We start from the raw sequence: 24612 nt of genomic DNA, 5'->3' as shown, positions 1-24612 counted from the left end.
CCAAATCAGTTCGGCAGAGATAGGAAGGCGCACGGTCCGGGGCGTGGCGCAGTCTGGTAGCGCACCTGTTTTGGGTACAGGGGGTCGTGAGTTCGAATCTCGCCGCCCCGACCACACTTCTTCAATAAGTTGCAGCGAATCTTTGCCGGTATCAACCGGAACAAAGATTCGTTTCCCGCATTTGATGAACTGAATCTGTTCCGTTCAATCGGCAGTGTTAATACTTCTTTAATACACTGTTAAGACACCCTTAACCAATTGCCGCCGAGCCGCATCAGAAGGTTAACCGGAGACTGACTACCAGAAGGTCTGTGGCACGGGACCTCAAGAATATCGCTTCTAAGATGTGCGCCCTGTTTTCAGCCAGTGCAACTGCATGGTTTTACACATCCATCACCTCTGGCCGGTACGGCCGCTTTCCTTCTGCAAGGCAGCAAGTCACTCAGCGGTCAAAGGAAATCCGAACAGGCGGCAGCGCAGCCAGAAGGCGTTGAACGGGGCAGGGCCTGTGGATGAATCAATGACCTGCCGCAGACCCTTCAATCCGCTGAAACCGTCAACAGCAAAGATAGTTGCCAAAGTGTAAATTTTGCGTTGACCCTTAGTGTCCGAATACGCCAAATTGTGGACACCGGTTGCGACGGCACTAGATCTGGTGGGTAACAGAGCCGAAGCAACAACGCTGAAAACAGCAGACAGTCCTGTGAGAATGGCCGGCGAGGGCCGCAAGCGCGCTATATGCGGTGTGCGCCGGGTGTTTGTGTGTTCCGTGACCGGATCTGACTGGCGCTTGGGGGCGCCGCGACAAATAGATGACGAATGCTTGAAAAGGGGCTGAGCATGAAGATCGAACGGAAGTTCACAAAACCCGGACAGGATGCCTATGCTGATCTGGCCTTTATCTCGGCCACATCGGAGATCCGCAATCCGGACGGGACCATTGTTTTCCGGCTCGACAACATCGAAATTCCTGCATCCTGGAGCCAGGTCGCCAGCGATGTCATTGCCCAAAAGTACTTCCGCAAGGCCGGCGTACCGTCGCGGCTGAAAAAAGTCCGCGAAAAAGGCGTTCCCGAGTTCCTGTGGCGTTCGGTCCCCGCCGACGGTGCGGTGCTGGGCGGCGAGGTCTCCTCCAAGCAGGTATTCGACCGGCTGGCCGGCGCTTGGGCCTATTGGGGCTGGAAGGGCGGCTATTTCTCTTCCGAAGACAACGCCCGCGCCTATTACGACGAGATGCGGTATATGCTGGCAACCCAGCGCTCGGCCCCCAATTCGCCCCAGTGGTTCAACACCGGTCTGCATTGGGCCTATGGCATCGACGGCCCGGCGCAGGGCCATCATTACGTCGATTACAAGACCGGCAAGCTGACCAAATCGGACAGCGCCTATGAACACCCGCAGCCGCATGCCTGTTTCATCCAGTCGGTGTCGGATGATCTGGTCAAGGACGGCGGCATCATGGATCTGTGGGTGCGCGAAGCACGCCTGTTCAAATACGGCTCCGGCACCGGCACCAACTTTTCCCATTTGCGCGCTGAAGGCGAGCCGCTGTCAGGCGGTGGAAAATCCTCTGGCCTGATGGGCTTCCTCAAAATCGGCGACCGTGCAGCGGGTGCCATCAAATCAGGCGGCACAACCCGTCGGGCAGCAAAAATGGTGATCGTCGACGCCGATCACCCGGATATTGAGCAATTCATCGAGTGGAAGGTTCTGGAGGAGCAGAAGGTTGCCTCCATCGTCGCAGGCTCAAAGATGCACGAGAAGATGCTGAACGGCATTTTCGAGGCGATCCGCGGCTGGGACGGCGGTGAAGCGGATGCCTATGACCCGGCGGTCAACACCGGGCTAAAGGGCGCGATCCGTGAAGCGAAAAAGGTGGCAATCCCGGAAACCTATGTCAAGCGGGTGCTGGATTACGCCAAGCAAGGCCATACCTCGATCGAGTTCCCGACCTATGACACAGATTGGGACTCCGAGGCCTACAGCTCCGTTTCCGGGCAGAACTCCAACAACTCGATCCGGGTCACCAACGCCTTTCTGCACGCGGTTGAAAAAGACGCCGACTGGCAGCTGATCAACCGTACCGACGGCAAGATTGCCAAGGTGGTCAAAGCCCGCGACCTATGGGAGAAGGTCGGCCATGCGGCCTGGGCCTGCGCCGATCCTGGCATCCAGTTCCACGACACCGTCAATGAGTGGCACACTTGCCCGGAAGACGGTGAAATTCGCGGCTCAAACCCCTGTTCAGAATACATGTTCTTGGACGACACCGCCTGCAATCTGGCGTCTCTGAACCTGCTCAGCTTCCTGAAGGGCGGGCTGTTCCAGGCGGATGACTATATGCATTCCTGCCGCCTGTGGACGCTGACGCTGGAAATCTCGGTGATGATGGCGCAGTTCCCGTCCAAGGAGATCGCACAGCGCTCCTATGATTTCCGCACCCTTGGTCTGGGCTATGCCAATATCGGCGGCCTCTTGATGAACATGGGCTACAGCTATGACTCGGATGAGGGCAGGGCGCTGTGCGGTGCGCTGACCGCGCTAATGACTGGCGTGTCCTACGCCACCTCGGCCGAAATCGCGGCAGAACTTGGGCCCTTCCCGGGTTATGCAAAAAACACGGATCACATGCTGCGTGTGATCCGCAATCACCGCAACGCTGCAAAGGGCATCGCGGATGGCTACGAGGCGCTGTCGGTCACACCGGTGCCGCTGGACATTTCCAATTGCCCGGATGCGCTGCTGGCCGATCTGGCCGCCAGCGCTTGGGATGAGGCGTTGGAGCTGGGCGAAAAGCACGGCTACCGCAACGCCCAGACTACAGTGATTGCACCTACCGGCACCATCGGCCTGGTGATGGATTGCGACACCACAGGCATCGAGCCGGACTTTGCCCTGGTGAAGTTCAAGAAGCTGGCCGGCGGCGGCTATTTCAAAATCATCAACCGCTCGGTTCCGTCGGCGCTGGAGGGGCTGGGTTACAGCTCTGCCCAGATCGAGGAGATCGCGTCCTATGCGGTGGGCCACGGCTCCATCGGCAACGCGCCGGGGATCAACCATACGTCGCTGGCCGGTCACGGATTTGGCCCCAATGAGCTGGCCAAGGTGGACGCTGCACTGGAAACGGCCTTTGATATCCGGTTTGTGTTCAACCAATGGACCCTGGGCGAGGATTTCTGCACCGGCGTACTGGGCATCCCGGCGCCCAAGCTGAACGATCCGACCTTCGACCTGCTGCGCCACCTCGGCTTTACCAAGGCGGACATTGACGCGGCCAACGACCATGTCTGCGGCACCATGACCCTTGAAGGCGCGCCGCATCTGCAGGAGGAACACTATGCGATCTTTGATTGCGCCAACCCCTGCGGCAAGAAAGGTAAGCGTTTCCTGAGTGTTGACAGCCATATCTACATGATGGCAGCCGCCCAAAGCTTCATCTCCGGTGCGATTTCCAAGACCATCAACATGCCCAATTCGGCCACCATCGAAGACTGCCAAAAGGCTTATGAGCTGAGCTGGAGCCTGGGGGTAAAGGCAAACGCGCTGTACCGTGACGGCTCCAAACTGAGCCAGCCGCTGGCGGCGGCACTGGTTGAGGATGACGACGAGGCTGCGGAGGTGCTTGAAAGCGGCTCAACCCAGGAAAAGGCCACGGTTCTGGCGGAAAAGATCATCGAAAAAGTGGTGGTAAAGGAGCTGGTCCGCAGCCACCGCGAGAAGATGCCGCAGCGCCGCAAGGGCTACACCCAAAAGGCGGTTGTCGGCGGTCACAAGGTCTATCTGCGCACCGGTGAATATTCTGACGGCACCTTGGGCGAAATCTTCATCGACATGCACAAGGAAGGTGCTGGCTTCCGGGCTATGATGAACAATTTTGCCATCGCAGTCTCGGTCGGCCTGCAATACGGCGTGCCGCTGGAGGAGTTTGTTGACGCCTTCACCTTCACCAAGTTTGAGCCTGCAGGCATGGTTCAGGGCAACGACTCGATCAAAAACGCAACCTCGATCCTCGATTACGTGTTCCGGGAACTTGCGGTTAGCTATCTGGACCGCACCGACCTGGCGCATGTGAAGCCTGAAGGTGCAAGTTTCGACGACCTTGGCCGCGGTGAGGAAGAAGGCGTGTCGAACTTGAGCGAGCTGAGTGAAAACGCCGCCTCGCGGTCGCTGGAAGTGCTGAAGCAAATCTCCTCGACTGGCTATCTGCGCAAACGGCTGCCGCAGGAACTGGTGGTGTTGCAAGGCGGCCAGACCGAAACAACTGCACTGGGCACCGGAACGGACCCCGTTGCCGCGCTGCAGTCGCTTGTGCCAGAGACCGGTGATGCAACCGTGCAGCCCGGTGGCGGCATGGACGCGCGCGCCAAGGCGAAAATGCAAGGCTATGAGGGCGAAGCCTGCGGCGAATGCGGCAATTACACATTGGTGCGCAACGGCACCTGTATGAAGTGCAACACCTGCGGCGGGACTTCCGGCTGCAGCTGAAGGACACCGTCTGCGCCTCTGATTTTCCCTCGGTGGCGCAGACGGAAACTGGGAGCAGAATAACTGCTTCTGACACTATCAGGAACGGGTGCGCCCGTTCTGAACACCGCGAAGGCCCAGGTAAGAAAACTTTCGGGCAGTCAATGAAGGAGCCTGACCGGTGATAACTGGCTTCCTCTGGTTTCAGAGGAAGCCATTTTCTTGACTGCAGGGGGGATTGCTTATGGAGGCTCAAGGGTCGTTGCGACGCTTCCTGCTATCCTAGCTTCATGAGTTCGTCCCGGAAGGCTTCAGCCGGTGTGCGCCATCCGAGGCATTTTCTGGGTGTGCCGTTCAAGCGGTCGCAAATCGCCTTCATTGAGCGATTTGAGAGCGCGGCCACAGGCGTATCCCGTGGCAGGTAGCGGCGCGCCCGCTTGTTGAGGTTCTCGACGGATCCTTTCTGCCAGGGCGCCTGGGGATCGCAGAACCACGCCTCCGTTCCGATCCCAGGCTTGAGCTTGCGCCAGTTCCGGAACTCGATCCCTCTGTCGAAGGTGATGGACCGCCGCGCCGGCTGGGGCAGGGGTTCCATGACGTCCATCAGCCGGTTCATCAGGTGTGTGGTGCTCCTGTCTTGGTTTCTGAACAAGACGGCAAACCGCGTCTTTCGCTCTACAAGCGTGGCCACGTTGGCATTGCCCTGGGCGCGTTCGAAGATCATCAGATCGCCTTCCCATTCACCGAATGTCTCGCGGGACTTCACGTGCTCCGGGCGCTGATGAATGGAGCGCTCCGGCGGGAAAACAAGGCCGCGCGGCTGCCGTTTCTTGCGCCGGCTCGGCAGGTGGCGCGCCAGTTCTTCGGATTGGCCATCGGGGCCATAGACGTAAGCGTAAATGGTCTCGTGGCTCACACGCACCGGTTGGCCTTCAAACCCAAGGCGGCCGGCAATCTGCTCTGGTGACCAGCCTTCCTTCAATTGGGTGATCACTGCTTTGCGCAGTTCTTTCAATCGCACGAGTTTGCGGCGGCGCATGCGTCTGGCGGCCGCGGTTCGCTGCGCGTTCACACCCTAGTAGCCGTTCAGATATCTGGCAGTTCACGGTCTTCAAAGCGGTTGCGCTTGATCTCGCGGTAGACAGTAGAGCGATGCCTGCCGAGCGCAGCCGCGATCTTGCTCACGGGCGTCTTTGCGTTCAGCATATCCTCAATTGCGCGCCGTTCACGCAAATCCAGCTCTATGTGGGCCATCTTCCATTCTCCTTGCTTGCCAGCAAGATAGGGGAACTGTCGCAACCCAATCTAGAATGTGCCCCGCGTACACATCAATGCCCCATAATGAGAATTATGTTAATTCTTCCTCTGTCAAAACACTGCGTCAGAGCGGTTAAAAAATATTAATTTTCAATCACTTGTCGGGCGCAGCAAGCCTTCCTGGGCAACGCTGGCGATCAGCTGGCCGTCCTCTGTGTAGATAGACCCGCGATTGAAACCACGGCCGTTGCCGGTAAACGGTGCATCCATTGTGTAAAGATGCCAGTTCTCAAAATGGACCGGTGCATGAAACCACATCGCATGATCCAGGCTTGCGGTCATAGCGCCGGGTTTGTGAAACGTCAGCCCATGCGGCCGCATCGACGATCCGAGCAAGCCAAAGTCCGACGCATAGGCCATCAAGATATGCTGCAGCTCAGGACCGGCTCCTTTAGCGGCTTCCATTCTGATCCACATATGATTGATATCAGAGGTTTCTTCCGGCTCCAAAGGATCCCGCGGCGCAATTTCGCGGATCTCGAATGGCCGCGGTCTTGTGAATTCATCTCGTTTGGCCGGGTCAACCCGGAACGCATTTCGCAGGAGAATTTTGTCACGCGGCTCCAGCATGGCCGGCGCTGGAACATCCGGCATTTTGTGTTGATGCTCCCATCCAGGCTCCGGTGCGTGGAAGGAAGATGCCAGGTTCAGGATTTGTTTGCCGTTCTGCATGGCCACCACCCGCCGGGTGGTAAAACTGCGGCCGTCCCGGGCCGGGTCAACCTCGTAAATGACCGGCCTTGACGGGTCGCCCGGACGAATGAAATAGGCATGAAGAGAATGGCATAACCGCCCGGAAACAGTTGCATATGCCGCCGTCAGCGCCTGTGCGATCACCTGGCCGCCATAGATGCGGGTCGGCGTTTCGCCACCGGAACCGGATCCGCGGTAGAGATTGGTATCAAGCGCTTCCAGATCCAGCAGATCAAGGAGAACTTTGGCGGTATCCGGCATTTGCAGCGCTTTCATTGGTCATTTTTTGTACAGAACGCTTATCTTACCTGGAACTGCGGCAGTTGGAAGTCACTCGGCAATGGCGCCATGAACCAGCGCCTTGAGTTCCGGCCGTGACGGGTACGAGCTGGAGGGCGCCAGCTGAGTCAGAAACACCACCGACATATCAAGCTGCCGGTCCAGCCAGAAGAACGTCGACGCAATGCCGCCCCAGCTGAAATCACCAACGGATCCGGGGCACCGCGCCCGTGCCGGATCCAGAACAACAGCGCCGCCAAGGCCAAAACCCATGCCTTCCATCGGCTGTTCAGCAAAGCTTTGCGGACCCATCGAAGCGATATCTCCGGAAAGGTGATTTTGCATCATAAAATCAGAAGTTTGCGGACTGATGATAAAGCCGTCTCCGCAGCGGCCGCGGCACCGGAGCATTTCGGTGAATTTCATATAGTCGTCGATCGTGCCGATCAATCCGCCTCCGCCAGAGTGCATTTCGGCCTGCCAGAAGGGAGAATGCGGGTAACTGTCGGTCGGGCGCAGGCTGTCGGTGCCGGTCTCTGCGGAATTCAGCGCCAGGGCATCACCCGCCAGCGGAGTATAGAGAGAGGCAAACCGGCTCCCTGCCCCGCTGGGCGGCTGGAACCCGGTCTCCGACATTCCCAGCGGCTCAAAGATCACCTCTTGCAGGAGCCGGCCCAAGGGCTTGCCCGAAACAACCTCGGCAACGCGGCCCAGCACATCAGTCGCAACGGAATACTCCCAACGGGTTCCTGGCTGAAAAGCCAACGGCAGGCGCGCAAGCCGCGTCACCATTGGGGCCAGTGATCCGTGGTCCGGCTTAAACAGCAAATCTTCCTTGGCCATGACTTCCGGCAGGAGGCCGGGATTGAACGGGTAACTCAGCCCGCTGGTGTGGGTCAGCAGCTGTTGCAGTGTCGGAACAGCGCAAGGCTCGGTCTGGCTGATATGCCCGGCTTCGGGTATCAGCGCCTGCATATCATTGAATTCCGGAAGAAAATCACTGACAGGGGCATCCAGGTGGAACAGCCCTTGCTCCAGAAGAGACATCACAGCCACTGATGTCACTGGTTTGGTCATCGAATAGAGGCGCACCAGCGTGTCACGGGTGAATGGCAGGCTCTCCTCGATGTTGCGCAGGCCTGCCGTGTGAAAATACTGTTCCTTACCGTGGCGGCGGATCAGAAGGGAGCTTCCGGGATATTTTCCTTCATCCACATAACGTTGCTGCCAGCGCCTGATGCGTTCCAGCCGGTCTGATCTCATCACTGCGCCCCCTTACTGCTCTGCCTCATCCATCCGGACTGTATACTGTGTTTCTAAAGGAGACGAGCCGGGAGACGTTGCGTTTCAGGCTTCGGAGCGCGGGTGCCGGAATACAGACAGAATGAAATTCCCAAAAACCCGATGACGGTTCCAACCGCAGTGACAGCGGTGAATTCGAAAATTGGCTGGAATAGAAGGCTTCTGAAAGTGCCGGGCAAACGCTTGCAGCAGCGGGTTCAGTAAATTCCAAAATTTGAATTTTTTCAATTCATGCGCGTTTGCGTGTTCGCATTTGCAATAAATTTGTCTTAGAAGTTCAAAGGGAAGGACGAAAAGGAAATAGATCCGATGACGAGCATTCTGGTATTGAACGGCCCCAACCTCAACCTGCTTGGTACCCGGCAGCCGGACGTCTATGGCTCGGTCACTCTGGCGATGGTGGAGCAGGCCTGCGCCGATCATGCTCAGACACTCGGGGTCTCGGTCAGCTGCTTCCAGTCGAACCATGAAGGGGCGTTGATTGATGCTATTCATGCGGCCAAGGGTCAGCATCATGGGATCATCCTGAACGCCGGCGCCTACACGCACACGTCAATTGCCCTGATGGATGCCTTGATTTCCGTAGAGCTTCCGGCCGTTGAAGTGCATCTCTCCAATATTCATGCACGCGAGCCATTCCGGCACACCTCCTATATCGCCAAGGCGGCGCTGGGGCAGATTTGCGGTTTTGGCGCGCAGGGGTACCTGTTGGCGCTGGATGCTTTGAAAGCACATTTGAAAGTGGCCGCAACAGCATGAATGTAAAGGAATACCTGAACTCCATTTGCGGCGCTCAAAGTCTGGAAGAGCTGTGGCACGGGCATGTCCGGCAAATGTCCAGGTTCGGGTTCGACCGGCTGATCTACGGTTACACCCGTTACAAAACGGAAACGTCGCTGGGGGATCCGGATGATTTTGTCATCCTGTCCAATCATGACAGCGAGTATCTGCACGGATTCCTGCATAAGGGCCTGTATTTCCATGCGCCGATGCTTCGCTGGGCTTTGGAGAACGAAGGCGCCGGCAGCTGGCGTATTGTGCAGGACATGATTGCCGACGGGACACTTGGGCCCGAAGCCCAGCGGGTGCATGAGTTCAATCAGAAGCTCGACATGAATGCCGGTTATACCGTCAGTTTCTACTCTGCTTCTCCCCGCTACAAAGGCGCGATATCACTGGCCGCAAAACCGGGCATGTCTCAGGATGCGGTGGATGCGCTGTGGCAGAAGTCGGGCGATGACATCGTATTGATGAACAATGTCGCCCATCTGAAGATCCTCACCCTGCCCTATACTGCACCAAACCGCAGCCTTACCAAACGGCAGCGGGAGGTTCTACAATGGGTTGGAGATGGCAAAACCACGCAGGACATTGCACTCTTGATGGAACTTACACCCGCGACGATTGAAAAACACCTGCGTCTTGCCAGGGAATCGCTGTCGGTCGAGACAACCGCCCAGGCTGTTTTGAAGGCAGCGCTGCACAATCAGATGTATATCATGGATGCATAAACTGCTGCTTGGCTGTGGATGACCAGGCCGTGCCGCCGCTGCTGCCGCGGCAATTGCAGACGCCGCCGGACCTTCTCAGATCGCTTGCAAGCGACGGAAACTTAACCGGTTTTACTGACCATGCCGGTCTGAACTAAGCCGTAAGAAGTATGGAATTCTATACTACCGTTATAGGTTGATTTTCTGCATGTTGCCCCTGTTCCGTGAGTGGTGGCTTTAGCCAAGGAACTAATGGGTAACGACCCTTGTGATTTCAAGGCTCTCCTACCTGGTCAGGAGTAGACGCGTATTGTTCCGCGTCTATTCCGGATACAGAGGGGCCTCGCCCATCCCCATCAGTGGGGTCCCTCGCAATCCCTTCCTCCGATATCAGCCGCCGGGGCAGCGTCCGTATGCGGACGATGCGCACAAAAAAACCGGCAGGGATGTCCCTGCCGGTTCCTGAATTCAAGCGTGAGGGCTGATCAGCCCAAATCAGCCCTGTGCGGCCTTGGCCACTTCGGCTGCGAAGTCTTCTTTTTCGACTTCGATGCCTTCACCGACTTCGACGCGGGCAAAACCAGTGATGGTTGCGCCTGCTTCTTTGGCTGCGGCTTCAACGGTCAGGTCCGGGTTCACAACGAACTGCTGGTTCAGCAGGGTCGATTCTGCGACGAATTTCTTCATCCGGCCGACGATCATCTTTTCAATCACCTGCTCCGGCTTGCCGGATTCGCGGGCGATGTCCATCTGAACCTGCTTTTCCTTCTCAACCACAGAGGCGTCCATATCGGCTTCGGACAGCGCGGCGGGGTTGGCAGCTGCAATGTGCATTGCAATCTGTTTGCCGATCGCTGCGTCGCCGCCGTTCATGGCAACCAGAACACCGATTTTGCCCATGCCAGCAGTGGCGGCATTGTGCACGTAGGACACAACGGTTTCGCCTTCCAGCGCGGCCATACGGCGGACCGACATGTTTTCGCCAATGGTGGCGATCTTGTCGGTGATGGTCTCAGCAACAGTCTTGCCGCCCATGTCGGCAGCTTTCAGCGCTTCAACGTCCGAAACGTTCAGGGCAGCTTTGGCGATGCTGCCGACCATTTCCTGGAATTCAGCGTTCTTGCCGACAAAGTCGGTTTCCGAGTTCACTTCGACGGCAACGCCTTTGTTGCCTTCAACGATCACGGCAACCAGGCCTTCTGCGGCGGTACGGCCGGATTTCTTGGCAGCCTTGGCCAGGCCTTTGGTGCGCAGCCAGTCAACCGCGGCTTCCATGTCGCCGTTGTTTTCGACCAGGGCTTTCTTCGCGTCCATCATGCCTGCGCCGGTGGATTCGCGCAGTTCTTTCACCATAGCAGCAGTGATTGCCATCTTAGGCTCTCCTCAATTCAAAAACAGATTTGGGGCAGGTGATACCCTGCCCCGCATGTCAGTTCCGTGACGGGACGGATCAGGCGTCAGCAGCAGCGGCTTCTTCAGCCACGGCTTCTTCGGCCGGCGCTTCTTCGAGCGCGCCCAGGTCAACGCCTGCAGCACCCAGCTGAGCGGACATGCCGTCAAGTGCCGCGCGGGCAACCAGATCGCAGTACAGCGAGATGGCGCGCGATGCGTCGTCGTTGCCGGGGATGATGAAATCCACGCCATCGGGGGAGCAGTTGGTGTCGACAACAGCCACAACCGGAATACCCAGTTTCTTGGCTTCGGCGATGGCCAGCGCTTCTTTTTTGACGTCGATGACGAACAGCAGGTCCGGCACGCCGCCCATTTCACGGATGCCGCCCAGAGACGCTTCGAGCTTCTCCTGGTCGCGTTCCATGCCCAGACGCTCTTTCTTGGTCAGGCCTTCGGCGCCGCCCGCCATTTTCTCGTCGATTTCCTTCAGGCGGTTGATCGACTGGGAAACGGTTTTCCAGTTGGTCAGGGTGCCGCCGAGCCAGCGGTGGTTCATGAAGTACTGAGCCGACTTTTCAGCCGCTTCGGCGATCGGGCCGGCTGCCTGGCGCTTGGTGCCGACGAACAGGACGCGGCCGCCTTTGGCAACGGTGTCACGGACAACCTGCAGCGCCTGGTCCAGCATCGGAACAGTCTGGGTCAGGTCCATGATGTGGATGCCATTGCGCGAACCGTAAATGAACGGTGCCATACGCGGGTTCCAGCGCTGAGTCTGGTGGCCGAAGTGAACGCCAGCTTCAAGCAGCTGACGCATGGTGAACTCAGGAAGAGCCATGCTATTATATCCTTTCCGGTTTCTATCCTCGGCGGGGGTTATCTAGAGCGTATGCTCCAACCGGCGGTCCGTCAGGGATGTCTCCCCTGATCAGGCCAAACCCCGCCTGCGGGTTCGTAGGCGCGCTCATAGAGCAGAAATTGTCAGCTGACAATAGCGGATCAGGAGGAAACCGGTTTCCGCCTCATTTTTCAGCCATCCAAGGCGCGCCGGTGGCCGTCTTCTACCAGTTTTCCGGCTGTGGCGGCCAGGGCTTTGCGGTCCGGGAAGGCGGCAACCTTCAACGGCTGGTGGTAAATCAGCTCCACTTGGCCTTGCCGCTGGGCTGCCAGGATCTTGAGAAGATGCGGCCCGAAATCCATATTTCCCCACCAGGCATAAAACCGTGCCGGGGCGCCACTGGGTGCGCGATAGTGGACAGAGACTGGCTGGATATGCGCATCCTCACGCAAGTGATCCGAAAAGAACGCAGCGAAGAGCGTTGTTTTGAAGGGCAAGACCCGCAAACCATCGGTTGAGGTGCCTTCGGGAAAAAACAGCAGCTTGTGGCCGGCCTGCAGGCGCTGTTCAAACATGTCTGCCTGTTCCTTGGCCTTCTTAGGATTGCGCTCGATGAACACAGTGCCCGTGGCCCGCGCAAGCCAGCCGATCCCCGGCCATTTGGCGACTTCCGCCTTGGAGACAAAGTAGATCCGCTTGCGCGCATTCAGAGCAAAGATATCCAGCCAGGAGGCATGATTGGCCACCACGGCCCCCTTTTGACGCATCAGCGTTCCGCGGGTTTTGAAGCTGATCCCGAGAATGCGAAAGGCATTGCGGCAGACAAACTGTGTGATAAAGGGCGTGACCGGCCGCTGCAGGCCGAATACCGGCCGTTCGATCAGCCGCAGGGCCAGCAAAACCAGCAGCCCGCCAAACACCAGCACCGCCAGCGGCAGCCCGCGCACCAGCACGAGTGTCCAGCCCAAGGCTCCGATCCGGACCGGATCCGGCGCCTCTTCGCTTTGCCAGCTGACGCTCATTCCCGCCCCTTGCCTCCGGCATAAATCCTGCGCTGGCGGTCGTTCATTTGCGCGGTGTCCAGGATCAGGCACACGTCGGTGGTGTTGAAGGCCTGATCGACATAGGCGCCGTCGCCGACGTATCCGCCCAGCCGCAGATACGCTTTGATCAGCGCAGGGGTTTCCACCATCGCACGTTTGCGGTTGAGATCACCTGCGGCTACCAAGTTCATGGATTGAAACGTTTTTGACCGCACGCGAAGCTCGGGCGGCGCCAGGTGATTGTGGTGCAGCATCGCCAAAGGATTGGCCAGAGCAGCGGGATCAGTGCCGTGAAAACTTGCGACCCCGAAAAGAACCTCGATACTATGGGTCTCCACATAGTCTGCCAGCCCGGACCAGAGATGGAACATCGCCATGCCGCCGCGGTAATCCGCATGCAGACAAGAGCGTCCCAGCTCCAGCAGCCGGCGGCCGGAAGTCTTCAGGACGGTCAGATCATATTCGTCTTCGGAATAGAACTGACCGGCTTTTGCGGCCTGATCATCGCGCAACAGGCGGTAGACACCGGCCACCCTGCCTTTAGCGTCATCGATCACCAGCATGTGGTCAAAGAACGGATCGAACCCGTCCCGCTCCAGCCCCGCATCATGGTCCACCAGCGCGCCGCCGCCGCCAAGCTCCCGCACAAACACGTCATACCGCAGAGCTTGCGCGGCGCGCAGCTCTGCGTCTGTTTCCGCGATCTTGACGGAAAATTCCGGAGGGGAGTCTTGCATTCGATCACCTTTGCGTCGATCAGGCTTGAGCGCATCCCTCTATTGAGGCAAAGAACGCGCAGCTTTTAAGGCGAATTAGATTGAGTTCGTTAACTCTTCATAAACCGTTATGGATCAAAGACGGGAATAAGGGAGATGCGTGCTCCGTCAATCACAAGCTTGCCTTGGTCGGGGAAATTCACGGTGATCTTGCCGCCCGCGTTCGATTGCACCTGCCCTACACCCCATTCAGGGTGATCCGGGTGCCGGACGAACATGCCGGGGGCTAAAATTGCGTTGAGGTCATTCATTGGCGGGTGGCCCAGTTCGGAGGAAGTATAAGTTATGGGTGTAGATAACGCCAATCTGGCTGCATTGGTAGGGTCCCGGATCTGCCATGATTTGATCAGCCCTGTCGGTGCCATCAACAACGGCTTGGAATTGCTTGGAATGGCTGGCAGCATGTCCGGCCCCGAGCTGGAACTGATCTCTGACAGCGTGGCCAATGCCAACGCCCGCATCCGTTTTTTCCGTATTGCCTTTGGCGCAGCCGGCGACCAGCAGATGGGCCGGGCCGAAGTGGTTTCAGTGCTGGAAGACATCAGCAAGGGCGGACGCATCAAATACCAATGGTCGCCGCTGGAAGGCTGCACCCGCAGCGAGGCACGCCTGACCCTGCTGGCGGCGCTGTGCCTGGAATCCGCCCTGCCCTATGGCGGAATGGTCAAGATTTTCTGTGCCGACGGGAAATGGACAGTGATGGGCGAAGGCCGCAAACTGAACGTGGATGACGAGCTGTGGGCGCGGGTAAGCGGTGGCAATTCAAATGCTGAGATCACACCGGCGCTGGTGCAATTCGCTCTGCTCCCCGGGGCCGCCAGAGAAGCAGACCGCACCGTCCGGCTGGAGCAAAACCTGGAAAAGATCACGCTGCAGTTCTGATCATCAGCATTTTATGCAAAGAAACGCCGGGACATTTTCCCGGCGTTTTGCGTTTTTTATCGCTTAAGCCCGGGTGGCACCGTCGCCGCGGACCAGGTATTTGAAGCTGGTCAGCTGGGTGGCGCCGACGGGACCGCGCGCATGCATTTTACCGGTGGCAATGCCGATTTCCGCACCCATGCCAAATTCTCCGCCGTCGGCAAACTGGGTGGAGGCATTGTGCATCAGAATCGCGCTGTCGAGTTCAGTAAAGAATTTCTGAACCGCAGCTTCATTCTCGGTGATGATGCAATCGGTGTGCTGGGAATGATGGGTGCGGATGTGCTGGATTGCTTCGTCAATGCTGGCAACCTGTTTGGCTGCGATGATGGTATCCAGATACTCCTTGCCCCAGTCCTCAGCGGTGGCGGTTGCCATACCCTCAGGCCCCGGCAAGCCCGCTTCGGCGCGAATTTCCACGCCGGCAGCAGACAGGCTGTCCAGAACGGCCTTGCCCAGGGTTTGCGCAATATCTTGGTGGATCAATAGGCATTCCGCGGCGCCGCAGATCCCGGTGCGGCGGGTCTTGGCATTCAGCACCACATCCAAGGCTTTTTGCGGATCGGCGGCTTTGTCGAGGTAGATATGCACGATGCCCTCGAGATGGGCAAAGACCGGCACCCGCGCCTCGCGCTGGACCAGACCCACCAGGCCCTTGCCGCCGCGGGGCACGATGACGTCGACATAGTCCGTCATGGTCAGCAGCTGTTGCACCGCGGCCCGGTCGCGGGTCGGCACCAGCTGCACGGCGTCTTCGGGCAGGCCAGCGGATTTCAGGCCCTCAGCCAGGCAGGCGTGGATCGCCTGGCTGGAATGAAAGCTTTCCGAACCGCCGCGCAGGATAACGGCATTGCCCGATTTCAGGCAGAGCGCGCCGGCATCCGCGGTCACATTGGGGCGGCTTTCATAGATCACCCCGATCACCCCCAGCGGAGTGCGGACTCGCTGGATCTTGAGGCCTGTGGGCTGTTCCCACTGTTCCATGACCTCGCCCACCGGATCGGGCTGCGCTGCCACCGCCCGCAGACCGTCAACGATGCCCTGTATGCGGGGCTCGTCCAGCATCAAACGGTCCATCATCGCGCCGGACAGGCCCTTGCCGCGGCCGAACTCCAAGTCCTTGGCGTTTTCAGCGATGATTTCTGCCCGGCGGCTCCACACCGCCTCGGCTGCGCCGATCAGGGCCGCATGTTTGCGCTCAGCGCTGGCCGTGGCCAGGATTTGCGCCGCTTGCTTTGCACGTTTGCCAAGCTCTGCCATCACGGCGGGGATGTTTTCATTGTCTTTCATGTGTCTCGCGCCCTTGCCGGTCCTTGTTTGGCACATCGGGTGCCTGCCGGCTGGAATAAACTATCAGATGATCTGCTCAAAGCGCCATATCATCGCGGTGGATCAATGCGGCGCGGCCGGGATAGCCCAGCGTGGCCTCGATCTCCTGCGATTGACGCCCCTGGATGGCACGGGCCTCGTCCGCTGTATAGCGTGACAGCCCCTGCCCCAGTTTACGTCCGTCTGGGCCAAGGATGGCAAGCGGATCGCCGCGGCCAAAGTCACCCTCCACATGACGGACGCCTGCAGGCAGCAGGCTTTTCCCGGACATCAATGCGCGTGCAGCACCTTCGTCAATGGTCAGAACTCCGCGGGTCTTCATCGCGCTGATCCAGCGCTTGCGTGCGGCTTGCGGATCCCCCTGCCCGGTGAACCAAGTGCAAGGCGCACCATCTTCAAGTGTTTTCAATGGGTTCAAAGGCGAACCTTCAGTGATCGCCATGGCGCAGCCGGCGGCGGTGGCCATCTTGGCTGCCAGAAGTTTGGTGATCATCCCGCCTTTGGACAGGCCAGAGACACCGTCGCCCGCCATCGCCTCAATCTCCGGTGTGATCTCGTCAATCCGGTCATAGCGCTTGGCCACGGGATCCAGCGCAGGATTGGCGCTGTAGAAGCCATCAACATCGGACAGCAGGATCAGAGTGTCAGCCCCGACTGTCACCGCCACCTGCGCCGCCAGCCGGTCATTGTCACCGTAGCGGATTTCGTCCGTTGCGATAGTGTCATTCTCGTTGACGATCGGCACCGCGCCCATACCCAGCAGCGTTTCCAGTGTCGCGCGGGAATTCAGATAGCGGCGGCGGTTTTCACTGTCTTCCAGCGTCACCAGCACCTGCGCCGTGGTGATCCGGTGCGGCGCGAGGGCTTCTTCATAGGCGCGCGCCAGACGGATCTGGCCAACCGCCGCCGCGGCCTGCGATTGCTCCAGCGGCAGGTCAGCGCGCGCTAGGCCCAAAACGCCCCGGCCCAAGGCAATCGAGCCGGAAGAGACCAGCACCACGTCGGTGCCGCCGGCCTTCAGCCAGGCAACATCATTGGCCAAGGAATGCAGCCAGCCTGCGCGCAGCTCGCCGGTTTTCCGGTCGACCAGCAGCGCTGAGCCGATCTTGACGACGATCCGTTTCGCCGATTTCAGGGCCGCCAAGGCGCTTCCTCCTCGACGGGTTTCATGCGGATACGGTCGTCGTCGATTTCAGCACGCACCGCGCGCAGCACTTCGTTCAGCCCTTCGCGGCTGACGCCGGACATCATCATGACCGGACCGCCAACTGCGGCCTCCAATGCGGCGCGTTTTTCGTCGCGCTCCTCCGGGTCGATCGCATCCACCTTGTTCAGTGCGGTGATCCGGGTCTTGGTGGCAAGAACACCGCCATAGGCCTCAAGCTCACCGATGATGGTCTTGTAGTCTTCGACCACGGTGTCGGAGGTGCCGTCCACCAGATGCAGCAGCACCGCGCAACGCTCCACATGGCCCAGGAACCGGTCGCCAATCCCCTTGCCTTCGTGCGCGCCTTCGATCAGGCCGGGGATGTCGGCGACAACAAATTCGGTGTTGTCGATGCCGACCACGCCCAGGTTCGGGTGCAGTGTGGTAAAGGGATAGTCGGCAATCTTGGGGCGCGCGTTCGAGGTCGCCGACAGAAAGGTCGATTTACCCGCGTTGGGCAGGCCCAGCAGGCCTGCGTCGGCAATCAGCTTGAGGCGCAGCCAGATGGTGCGCTCCACGCCCTCCTGGCCGGGGTTGGCCCGGCGCGGCGCCTGGTTGGTGGCTGATTTGAAGTGCAGGTTGCCAAAGCCGCCGTTGCCGCCCTTGGCCAGCAGCACACGCTCGCCGACCACGGTCAGATCCGCCAGAACGGTTTCCTGATCCTCATCCATGATCTCGGTCCCCACGGGGACGCGCAGGATAATATCATCGCCATCCTTGCCGGTGCGCTGTCGGCCCATGCCGGACTGGCCGTTTTTAGCAAAGAAATGCTGCTGATAGCGGAAGTCGATCAGGGTGTTCAGCCCGTCGGTCACCTCGGCCCAGACCGAACCGCCCTTGCCGCCGTCGCCCCCGTCCGGCCCGCCGTATTCGATATACTTTTCGCGGCGGAAGCTGACACAGCCGTTCCCGCCGGCGCCCGAGCGGATATAGACCTTTGTCAGATCGAGGAATTTCATGACAGCTCCTTAATGCGGCGGAATCGCGTGCCCGCCCGCGCAGTACAAGTGTCCCGCCAAAGCCCCGGGGCCCTGGCGGGAATGTTTCGTTTGCCTTACCGCAAAGCGCGCGCCGCGCCAATCACAGTTTTCGGCTGTAGGTCCAGGTTGGGACAGAGGCATCGCGGGCCACTGAATAGCTTTCGGCGTCGCCGAGATAATCAAAGCCGCAATGGATCAGCACCCGGGCAGACGCCGGGTTGTCCTGAAACACCGAGGCAAACATCGCCGCGTTGCCCTGCGGGTTTGCGTCCACCAATGCCTTCACCGCGGCAGAGGCAAGCCCGGTATTCCAAAACGGCGGAGCCGTCCAATAGGACACTTCCGACTGGTTGCGGTCCATCCGCTTAAGGCCGATCACGCCTTTCAGCTCCGCGTCGCCTTCGGCAGTGCCATCGATCACCCAGACATCCTCGTCGCGTTCTTCGGCCATGGCTCGGGCCACAAAAGCCTCGGCGGCGCCGGGCGGCAGCGGATGGGGCACCGAGCGGGTCATGCGGGCAACGCGCGCATCGCTGACGTAGTGTTCAATCAGGCCGGCATCGGATTTTCGCAAGGGCCGCAGAATAAAGCGGTCCGTGTCGATTACCTGCTGGCACACAATCTGTTCCAAATTCATGGATGTGCTCCTCCTCTGCCAAAGTTTTTCTGGCTGTAACTGCCTTTGTTGTTGCGGCGGCCAACCTCAGATGTGCATGCCCTGCCCCGGTGGCAAGGCATAGGCTGTTCAATTTGTGCAAAACTTCCTGTTGGCCGGGCGTGAGCGCCACTGTGATTTTCAGCAGAAACCACGCCCTTGGTCATTCTTAGGAAAATCATTTTCACTCGCATCCGGAAAACAGAAAAGGGGACCGGCCTTATAGCCGGTCCCCCTAAAGATTTCTTTACCCTTCGGGTCGGCTTACTCAGCGGCCTCCGCCACTGGGAGAACCGATACAAAGGTGCGGTTTTTCAGGCCCTTGCGGAAGGTGACGGCACCTTCGGCGGTGGCAAACAGAGTGTGATCCTTGCCAATGCCTACGTTTTCGCCCGGCCAGAACTTGGTGCCGCGCTGACGCACGATGATGTTGCCTGCGATGGCCGCCTGGCCACCGAAGAGTTTCACGCCAAGACGGCGGCCCGCGGAGTCGCGGCCGTTACGTGAGGAACCGCCAGCTTTTTTATGTGCCATTCTCTCTCTCCTTAGCCTTTAGCCAGCTCTTTGGCCTGCTCAACCCACTCGGGCTTCACTTTGACCGCTTCGATAGCAGCAATACCGTCTTCGGACAAGGCTGCGATCTGGGCAAAGCTGGTCAGGCCGGCTTCGTTCAGCTTCTTGGCGGCGGCAGGGCCAACACCGGTCAGCTGGGTCAGGTCGTCCGAACCGGCGGCTTCAGCGGCAGGTGCAGCTTTGGCAGCGGCTTTCGGAGCAGCTTTGGTTGCGCCCGATGCCAGGATCTCGGTGATCCGGACCAGGGTCAGCTTCTGACGGTGGCCTTTGGTGCGCTTGGAAGAGTGCTTCCGGCGGCGCTTGACGAAGTTGATCAGCTTTTCGCCTTTGATCTGGTCGATCACTTCCGCCTTGACGGCAGCGCCGTCCACCAGCGGAGCACCCACAACAGGTGCGTCGCCGCCCAGCATCAGGATTTCGTCGAACTGGATGGTTTCGCCAGCGTCTGCAGCAAGTTTCTCAACGCGGAGGATATCGCCCGCCTGAACCTTGTACTGCTTGCCGCCGGTCTTGAGGACCGCAAACATGTGCGTCTTTCCTTTTCTACCCGCGTCCTACGGCCCCCTTGCGGGTGTTTTCGGCAAATGCCGCCTCGAACAGCGCGCCCATGTGATGGGCGTATTACAAATAAACCCCGGCGCACGGATTCCGGGCCGGGATGCGGGCTTATGGTTCGGAACTCCCAAGGTGTCAACTGTTTTTCACAACCTGCGCCATCAGCCCGTGCAGGTTCAGATATCCTGCCCGGGTGTCAGCTCTGCCATCCGGTGCGCAAGTTCTTCAAAGCGGTTGGCGGTGATCTCATACTGCACAGCGTTGAGCAGCTCATAAACCCGCTGCATCGGCGCCTCTTCCAGGGCCATAACATAGGCCTCAACCTCGGCATCGCTGAATTCCTGATAGGTATAGGCCGAGGCCGCAAGGCTGGAGGCCTGCAGGCTGAGCCGCAGCTCGCCTTCCTGCGCCTTCATCAGGGCGCGCAAGCCATCGGCGTCCAATTCCAGCTTGATCACCCCGGCAGCAGCGGCGGCCATAAGGAAGCGGAACTGGATCTGCTGCAGCGCCTTCACGCCTGCGCCAGCGGCATCAATTGCGGTTCCCATCCGCTGGTACATTGCGACCCGTGTGCTGCCGGCTTTGACCAGGTCTGAAACGATGCGGTTGCCTGCCATTTGCTTTACCGCGTCATCTTCGACCTTATGCGAGGCGTTTTCCGCCCGCACCAGGCGCTGCCCCAGATCGCTGGCATAAAAAGCTGCCGCATGGTCCAGAGCTTCGTCGTCCAGCGTATTTTCGAGGATCTCCAGCGCCAGGCCGCGCATTTCAGCGGTATCAAAAACATCCTCGGACAGTTCGGTCCACTGGCTGCCAAAGGCGCCTGCATCCAGCCCCAGCATGTCCGGTGCGCTGGAGGCAGACAAGGCAATGCTGTCGAGCGCGACGTCAAAACCGGTCACTTCCAGAAACGCCTCAACCCGGTCCCGTTCTGCGGCCAGGCCGGTCTGCGGCATTCCCGCAACGGCGAAACACAGCAGGATCAGGAAACGCAAGAGCTCAGCGGGGGTTTTGAGGGTCATCTGCATAAAGCAAATTTAGGCAAAAACCTTTGGCTGGCAACGGCAGACCGGCTTTTTTTGGCAAAGCCGCATTTCCCACTTGCGCGCACCCGGAATCAACCTTAAACGCTGCCCCACCAGACCCCCGCGGAGAGGTGCCGGAGTGGTCGAACGGGGCGGTCTCGAAAACCGTTGTGGGTGCAAGCCCACCCAGGGTTCGAATCCCTGTCTCTCCGCCATTAATCTTCTTTTGGTAAGAAACCCCCTCTAACATCTTGAGTGGCAAGGTGGTTTTTGGTGTTCGAAGTTCTTTATTTCGTGCAAAGCTAATTTTCTCTGCAAAGGCCAGTCGCAGGACAGTTCTTTGGGCAATCAGGTTTCCACTTTTCCATAGTTTCCAAGGGTCTGACAGGAATTGCTGTGCGTGTTCGAACATTTGCTCGAAGGTATGCATTGGCTTTCCTTTGTTTTGCAGTTTTTCGTCTAAGATCAACTTCTCACGCTCCAATTTTTCGATACGCTTTTCACAGGCCGTGATCAGGGTTGGGCTGTCCGCGTCCACGACACGATCCAAAAGGCCTTCGATTTGCTTATCCAATTGGTTGCGCTCCGTGCTGATCAGGCGTTTGACAGCCTCCATTTGTCCCGCACGTTGTCCCCAAGCGTCTTTGAACATCTTTGACGCCATGGCAAACATGCCCTCGGAGGGTGTGAGGCTTTGCATCAATGTATCAAACTCACCTTCCAGCACATCGTGGCGGATGGATTTACGATAGCTGGGACAGCCTTTGGCGTGGCAGAGGCAATACGGATGTTTCTTGCCCGACTTGCTGGTGGACCAGCAGGCCGTCAGAGGTGTGTTGCAGTCATCGCAGCACACGAATCCCCGCAGAGGGAAGTCCGCGTTGATATCCTTGCGAGCGGGAGCTCTGCCTCCGTCCTTGATCCGTTGCTGGATCAATTCATGGGTCTCAAGTGAGATCAGACCTTCATGATGGCCTTTGCGCAGTGACACATCCCACTCGGGGATTTCGATGTAACCCGCAAAATGCGTGCGAGTCATCAGGCGGATGATCCGCTCAAAACGAATTGTGCCATCGGCAAAATCTTTCGGGAATGCAGGTTTTGATTCCAGAAACCGTTTCACTTCGGCCTGCGTTTCAAAATGGCCGGAGGCAAACCCTTCCAAGGCCTCTTGGATGATGGAAGCCAAAGGTTCATCCCGCACCAGCATGTTGCCATGCCCTGCAACGCGCTCATACTTGTAACCAATCGACGCACGGAACACCCAGCAACCATTAAGCGCACGCCCCCGCATACGATTTTTAGTTTGTTCGCCGTTTTTTCTGGCCTTGGTGCTGGGACACAGACGCCAGCTGGTTCTCAACCAGAATGCTGTCACTGTCCTCGCCAAATTCTATTGACGAACTTTCCAGCTTGCCGCCCGCTTCGGCCAGCAGCGTCCGCAGTTGTCAATGTCCAACCACATCCCGCGCGAAACGGCTGATGTCATCGATGATGACAACACAGGTTTCCTTTTGCACTTTCAGGTACGCCAGAAGGGCAATCATGGCAGGACGGTCAGCATCGCCACCTGATTTATTATCGTTAAAGACCTCAATCACCTCATAGCCCTTATACCGCGCGCATTCGCGACAACGGCTTTCTTGCGACGCCAGACCGTCACCCTTGGGCGGGCCATTTGGAAGCGGTGGTCGGGCTATCACGTCCGAAGTCGGGTCGAGGCGAAGATGCGCGGTCTCAAATCCTTTGGCGAGAGGGCCGCATCGCGAGACCCCGACCGCCAAACCGCCGAAATCCACATCCGCATTGCACTCATGAACCGCTTCAACGCGCTCGGCCAAGCCGGGATCGAACGCGTCGCCTGACACCAAGGGGAAAAGGGGCAGTCACGTTTCAGGCTGGAGCTACGCAACAACGCCCATCCTGACCCTAACTCGCATTTTCCAAATGTGCCGGTTTGGCCTTGAGCCCTTTTACGAGCGTCGATTGCGAAAACGCCGAATATTCCGTCACCGGCTGTACGTCCATGCCCGGCGCCGATGACAGCGAGGTACCGGTTCAAAGGCTTTCTTTAATTTCCAATAGCGTTAACGCAGACCGGCGGTGGCCTTCTGCATGGCGGTGATCAGGGCATCCCGTTTGGTTGAAAGCTCGGCCGGGGTTTGACCCTGTGCTTCGTCCTGCACGCCCATGATCAGGGTTTGCGCCACGTCTTCATTCAGGTGCACCTGCCCCAGATCATCCCACCAGCCGTTGAACGTTTCGGCGAAGTGATCGCAGAATGCTGCCAGGCCGCCCTCTCCGGCGCCAAGATTGAACAGCATGGTTGGCCCCATCGCCGCCCATCTCAGGCCCGGTCCGGCCCACATTGCTTTGTCTACGTCTTCAACCGAGGCAACACCCTGCATCACAAGGCTGATCGCTTCGCGCCAGACTGCGGCTTGCAGGCGGTTGGCAACATGACCAGCGATTTCCTTGTTAACGCGGATGGTTGTTTTGCCGGTGCTTTCATAGAAACGCTCGGCGGCCTCCACGATCCCATCCGCAGTCTTGTCGTTGCCCATCACCTCGACCAAGGGGATAAGGTGCGGCGGGTTGAAAGGGTGGCCCAGGATTATCCGTGACGGATCCTTCCAGCCGCTTTGCATCTGTCCCAAGGTCAGGCCAGAGGCCGAGCTGGCAAGTATTGCATCTTTGTCCATTTCCCGTTCGATCTTGCCAAAAAGGGCATGTTTAACAGGCAGCCGTTCCGGAACGCTTTCCTGAATGAACGCAGCACCCCGGACGGCTTCCGGTGCTGAGGCGTGGAAGGTGACCGCATCGGGATCGCCGTTTGCCGTCAATCCCAGTTCAGTCATCGCCGGCCAGGCCGTCTCAATGTAGCCGCGCACCTGTTTTTCGGTAGTTGGAGCGGGATCGAACACGGCCACGGTCCGTCCTGATGCCAGAAACAACGCGGTCCAGCTGGCGCCGATGACGCCGCCGCCAAGAGACGCAGTATGTGCAAATTCCATCAGAACAATCCCGGATTAAGTGGTGACGCAGCAGTCATGCCGCCGTCGACAGTGAAACATTCGCCGGTCACATAGGCAGACTGGTCCGACGCCAGCCAGGCAACCATGTTGGCAATATCGGCCGGTTTCCCGAGCCGCCCAGCCGGATGGCGCGCCAGCGCATCGGTCATGGCCTTTTCCGGATCCGTTGCCAAGGCAAAGGCATCCCCGGCCATTTCAGTCATGATCCAGCCGGGGCGGATAGCATTGCAGCGTACCTTTGGCCCATGGTCAACGGCGATTGAGCGGGTCAGCCCATGCACGAAAGCCTTGGACGCATTGTAAAGAGCCATGGACGGGTCCGCGACCCTGCCCGAGATCGAGCCGATATTGATGATGTTGCCGCCATGTGCCGCCATATCCAAGAGGGCCGCACGGCACATGTTGAACACGCCTTTGCAATTGACGTTCATCACCAGGTTCCAATCGTCGTCGTCGCTGTCGGCCACCGTCTTTTCGACCTGAACACCTGCATTGTTGACCAGCAGATTGACCCGCCCGAAAGCATGGTTTGCAGCTTTGATAAGGCGGGCAGCGTCGCCGGTCAGCGACACGTCGGCCTGTACCCAGACTACAGATTCGGGCAAATCGTCCGGGCGCGGCCCGCGCCCGCAAGTCACCACATTGGTGCCGTCCGCCATCAAGCGTTCGACGATGGCCCGGCCGATGCCGCGGCTGCCGCCGGTGACGATTGCAGCTTCCTGTGTTGCCATGATCTATCTC

21 protein-coding genes, 2 tRNA genes and 2 pseudogenes are annotated in these 24612 nt (G+C 58.8%); 7 read left to right on the top strand and 18 right to left on the bottom strand.

The window, feature by feature from the left end:
• The first annotated feature begins 37 nt into the window (after window positions 1-37).
• Window positions 38-114 (top strand) — tRNA-Pro (locus AQUI_RS0119525).
• 726 nt (window positions 115-840) lie between these two features.
• Complete coding sequence (locus tag AQUI_RS0119515) at window positions 841-4485, top strand: vitamin B12-dependent ribonucleotide reductase (RefSeq protein ID WP_027259008.1); 3645 nt, start codon at window positions 841-843, stop codon at window positions 4483-4485.
• A gap of 256 nt (window positions 4486-4741) precedes the next feature.
• Here AQUI_RS0119515 and AQUI_RS28445 read toward each other — a convergent pair.
• The 3 genes and pseudogenes from AQUI_RS28445 to AQUI_RS0119500 form a co-directional block, all read right to left on the bottom strand.
• Window positions 4742-5718 (bottom strand): annotated as a pseudogene (locus AQUI_RS28445) (IS30 family transposase).
• A 153-nt stretch (window positions 5719-5871) separates the two neighbouring features.
• Entirely contained in the window at window positions 5872-6735 is an 864-nt protein-coding gene (locus AQUI_RS0119505; RefSeq protein WP_027259007.1) for an acyl-CoA thioesterase, read from the bottom strand.
• Window positions 6736-6804: 69 nt separating this feature from the next.
• The gene (locus AQUI_RS0119500) at window positions 6805-8016 is read right to left on the bottom strand and encodes a serine hydrolase domain-containing protein (RefSeq protein ID WP_027259006.1); all 1212 of its coding nucleotides are present in this window, start codon (window positions 8014-8016) and stop codon (window positions 6805-6807) included.
• A 348-nt stretch (window positions 8017-8364) separates the two neighbouring features.
• Between AQUI_RS0119500 and aroQ the strand changes: the two genes are divergently transcribed.
• Both aroQ and AQUI_RS0119490 read left to right on the top strand, forming a co-directional pair.
• On the top strand, window positions 8365-8814 hold the full coding sequence (gene aroQ / locus AQUI_RS0119495) for a type II 3-dehydroquinate dehydratase (RefSeq protein ID WP_027259005.1): 450 nt from the start codon (window positions 8365-8367) through the stop codon (window positions 8812-8814).
• Window positions 8811-9566 carry a LuxR family transcriptional regulator gene (locus tag AQUI_RS0119490; protein WP_027259004.1) on the top strand — a complete coding sequence of 252 codons (756 nt, stop codon included), beginning with the start codon at window positions 8811-8813 and terminating at the stop codon, window positions 9564-9566. Before aroQ ends, AQUI_RS0119490 begins: the two co-directional genes overlap by 4 nt.
• A 474-nt stretch (window positions 9567-10040) precedes the next feature.
• On the opposite strand, the gene tsf is transcribed toward AQUI_RS0119490, so the two are convergent.
• The 5 genes from tsf to AQUI_RS0119460 form a co-directional block, all read right to left on the bottom strand.
• The gene (gene tsf / locus AQUI_RS0119480; protein WP_027259003.1) at window positions 10041-10916 is read right to left on the bottom strand and encodes a translation elongation factor Ts; all 876 of its coding nucleotides are present in this window, start codon (window positions 10914-10916) and stop codon (window positions 10041-10043) included.
• A gap of 79 nt (window positions 10917-10995) precedes the next feature.
• The gene (gene rpsB / locus AQUI_RS0119475) at window positions 10996-11772 is read right to left on the bottom strand and encodes a 30S ribosomal protein S2 (RefSeq protein ID WP_027259002.1); all 777 of its coding nucleotides are present in this window, start codon (window positions 11770-11772) and stop codon (window positions 10996-10998) included.
• A gap of 191 nt (window positions 11773-11963) precedes the next feature.
• Window positions 11964-12794, bottom strand: a complete 831-nt coding sequence (gene olsA, locus AQUI_RS0119470) for a lyso-ornithine lipid O-acyltransferase (RefSeq protein ID WP_027259001.1) — start codon at window positions 12792-12794, stop codon at window positions 11964-11966.
• Window positions 12791-13552: an L-ornithine N(alpha)-acyltransferase gene (gene olsB, locus AQUI_RS0119465; protein WP_027259000.1), complete on the bottom strand. Its 762-nt coding sequence runs from the start codon at window positions 13550-13552 to the stop codon at window positions 12791-12793. The genes olsA and olsB overlap by 4 nt, the downstream gene beginning before the upstream one ends.
• 107 nt (window positions 13553-13659) lie before the next feature.
• Entirely contained in the window at window positions 13660-13842 is a 183-nt protein-coding gene (locus AQUI_RS0119460; RefSeq protein WP_027258999.1) for a DUF3553 domain-containing protein, read from the bottom strand.
• 34 nt (window positions 13843-13876) lie between these two features.
• On the opposite strand from AQUI_RS0119460, the gene AQUI_RS0119455 reads away from it, so the two are divergent.
• Window positions 13877-14473 (top strand): histidine phosphotransferase family protein, encoded by a 597-nt coding sequence (locus AQUI_RS0119455; RefSeq protein WP_027258998.1) that lies wholly within the window; start codon window positions 13877-13879, stop codon window positions 14471-14473.
• A 63-nt stretch (window positions 14474-14536) separates the two neighbouring features.
• On the opposite strand, the gene AQUI_RS0119450 is transcribed toward AQUI_RS0119455, so the two are convergent.
• The 7 genes from AQUI_RS0119450 to AQUI_RS0119420 form a co-directional block, all read right to left on the bottom strand.
• Entirely contained in the window at window positions 14537-15802 is a 1266-nt protein-coding gene (locus AQUI_RS0119450) for a glutamate-5-semialdehyde dehydrogenase (RefSeq protein WP_027258997.1), read from the bottom strand.
• Between the two features lie 76 nt (window positions 15803-15878).
• Window positions 15879-16985 carry a glutamate 5-kinase gene (gene proB / locus AQUI_RS0119445; RefSeq protein ID WP_027258996.1) on the bottom strand — a complete coding sequence of 369 codons (1107 nt, stop codon included), beginning with the start codon at window positions 16983-16985 and terminating at the stop codon, window positions 15879-15881.
• Window positions 16973-18007: a GTPase ObgE gene (obgE, locus tag AQUI_RS0119440; RefSeq protein WP_027258995.1), complete on the bottom strand. Its 1035-nt coding sequence runs from the start codon at window positions 18005-18007 to the stop codon at window positions 16973-16975. Before obgE ends, proB begins: the two co-directional genes overlap by 13 nt.
• A 121-nt stretch (window positions 18008-18128) precedes the next feature.
• A complete protein-coding gene (locus AQUI_RS0119435; RefSeq protein WP_027258994.1) occupies window positions 18129-18665 on the bottom strand; it encodes a GNAT family N-acetyltransferase in 537 nt (178 codons plus the stop codon).
• A 282-nt stretch (window positions 18666-18947) separates the two neighbouring features.
• A complete protein-coding gene (gene rpmA, locus AQUI_RS0119430) occupies window positions 18948-19217 on the bottom strand; it encodes a 50S ribosomal protein L27 (RefSeq protein WP_027258993.1) in 270 nt (89 codons plus the stop codon).
• Window positions 19218-19228: 11 nt separating this feature from the next.
• Entirely contained in the window at window positions 19229-19783 is a 555-nt protein-coding gene (gene rplU / locus AQUI_RS0119425; RefSeq protein WP_027258992.1) for a 50S ribosomal protein L21, read from the bottom strand.
• Between the two features lie 204 nt (window positions 19784-19987).
• A complete protein-coding gene (locus AQUI_RS0119420) occupies window positions 19988-20839 on the bottom strand; it encodes a DUF2059 domain-containing protein (protein WP_027258991.1) in 852 nt (283 codons plus the stop codon).
• Between the two features lie 122 nt (window positions 20840-20961).
• Here AQUI_RS0119420 and AQUI_RS0119415 point away from each other — a divergent pair.
• Window positions 20962-21051: transfer RNA gene (locus AQUI_RS0119415), tRNA-Ser, on the top strand.
• A gap of 1233 nt (window positions 21052-22284) precedes the next feature.
• Here AQUI_RS0119415 and AQUI_RS31570 read toward each other — a convergent pair.
• Window positions 22285-22539 carry a recombinase family protein gene (locus AQUI_RS31570; protein WP_211236038.1) on the bottom strand — a complete coding sequence of 85 codons (255 nt, stop codon included), beginning with the start codon at window positions 22537-22539 and terminating at the stop codon, window positions 22285-22287.
• On the opposite strand from AQUI_RS31570, the pseudogene AQUI_RS30910 reads away from it, so the two are divergent.
• Window positions 22486-22701: pseudogene (locus tag AQUI_RS30910) on the top strand (IS5/IS1182 family transposase); the annotation flags it as partial. The gene AQUI_RS31570 and the pseudogene AQUI_RS30910 overlap by 54 nt on opposite strands.
• A gap of 222 nt (window positions 22702-22923) precedes the next feature.
• Here AQUI_RS30910 and AQUI_RS0119405 read toward each other — a convergent pair.
• Together AQUI_RS0119405 and AQUI_RS0119400 are read right to left on the bottom strand one after the other, a co-directional pair.
• A complete protein-coding gene (locus AQUI_RS0119405; RefSeq protein ID WP_051371936.1) occupies window positions 22924-23850 on the bottom strand; it encodes a 3-hydroxyacyl-CoA dehydrogenase NAD-binding domain-containing protein in 927 nt (308 codons plus the stop codon).
• Window positions 23850-24602: an SDR family NAD(P)-dependent oxidoreductase gene (locus tag AQUI_RS0119400; RefSeq protein WP_035920099.1), complete on the bottom strand. Its 753-nt coding sequence runs from the start codon at window positions 24600-24602 to the stop codon at window positions 23850-23852. Before AQUI_RS0119400 ends, AQUI_RS0119405 begins: the two co-directional genes overlap by 1 nt.
• Between the last annotated feature and the right edge of the window lie 10 nt (window positions 24603-24612).

The sequence above is a fragment of the Leisingera aquimarina DSM 24565 genome (genome assembly GCF_000473165.1).
In the GTDB taxonomy this organism is placed as follows: Bacteria; Pseudomonadota; Alphaproteobacteria; order Rhodobacterales; family Rhodobacteraceae; genus Leisingera; species Leisingera aquimarina.
This window is presented reverse-complemented; position numbering and strand designations above follow the sequence as displayed.

Bases quoted from the DNA above. Each gene is read 5' to 3' on its own strand.
- AQUI_RS0119460 (WP_027258999.1), bottom strand. From the start codon at position 13,842: ATGAATGACCTCAACGCAATTTTAGCCCCCGGCATGTTCGTCCGGCAC.
- AQUI_RS0119450 (WP_027258997.1), bottom strand. From the start codon at position 15,802: ATGAAAGACAATGAAAACATCCCCGCCGTGATGGCAGAGCTTGGCAAA.
- AQUI_RS0119455 (WP_027258998.1), top strand. From the start codon at position 13,877: ATGGGTGTAGATAACGCCAATCTGGCTGCATTGGTAGGGTCCCGGATC.
- AQUI_RS0119490 (WP_027259004.1), top strand. From the start codon at position 8,811: ATGAATGTAAAGGAATACCTGAACTCCATTTGCGGCGCTCAAAGTCTG.
- tsf (WP_027259003.1), bottom strand. From the start codon at position 10,916: ATGGCAATCACTGCTGCTATGGTGAAAGAACTGCGCGAATCCACCGGC.
- AQUI_RS0119400 (WP_035920099.1), bottom strand. From the start codon at position 24,602: ATGGCAACACAGGAAGCTGCAATCGTCACCGGCGGCAGCCGCGGCATC.
- AQUI_RS0119405 (WP_051371936.1), bottom strand. From the start codon at position 23,850: ATGGAATTTGCACATACTGCGTCTCTTGGCGGCGGCGTCATCGGCGCC.
- rplU (WP_027258992.1), bottom strand. From the start codon at position 19,783: ATGTTTGCGGTCCTCAAGACCGGCGGCAAGCAGTACAAGGTTCAGGCG.
- AQUI_RS0119505 (WP_027259007.1), bottom strand. From the start codon at position 6,735: ATGCCGGATACCGCCAAAGTTCTCCTTGATCTGCTGGATCTGGAAGCG.
- AQUI_RS0119420 (WP_027258991.1), bottom strand. From the start codon at position 20,839: ATGCAGATGACCCTCAAAACCCCCGCTGAGCTCTTGCGTTTCCTGATC.
- obgE (WP_027258995.1), bottom strand. From the start codon at position 18,007: ATGAAATTCCTCGATCTGACAAAGGTCTATATCCGCTCGGGCGCCGGC.
- rpmA (WP_027258993.1), bottom strand. From the start codon at position 19,217: ATGGCACATAAAAAAGCTGGCGGTTCCTCACGTAACGGCCGCGACTCC.
- AQUI_RS0119500 (WP_027259006.1), bottom strand. From the start codon at position 8,016: ATGAGATCAGACCGGCTGGAACGCATCAGGCGCTGGCAGCAACGTTAT.
- AQUI_RS0119435 (WP_027258994.1), bottom strand. From the start codon at position 18,665: ATGAATTTGGAACAGATTGTGTGCCAGCAGGTAATCGACACGGACCGC.
- rpsB (WP_027259002.1), bottom strand. From the start codon at position 11,772: ATGGCTCTTCCTGAGTTCACCATGCGTCAGCTGCTTGAAGCTGGCGTT.
- olsB (WP_027259000.1), bottom strand. From the start codon at position 13,552: ATGCAAGACTCCCCTCCGGAATTTTCCGTCAAGATCGCGGAAACAGAC.
- olsA (WP_027259001.1), bottom strand. From the start codon at position 12,794: ATGAGCGTCAGCTGGCAAAGCGAAGAGGCGCCGGATCCGGTCCGGATC.
- aroQ (WP_027259005.1), top strand. From the start codon at position 8,365: ATGACGAGCATTCTGGTATTGAACGGCCCCAACCTCAACCTGCTTGGT.
- AQUI_RS0119515 (WP_027259008.1), top strand. From the start codon at position 841: ATGAAGATCGAACGGAAGTTCACAAAACCCGGACAGGATGCCTATGCT.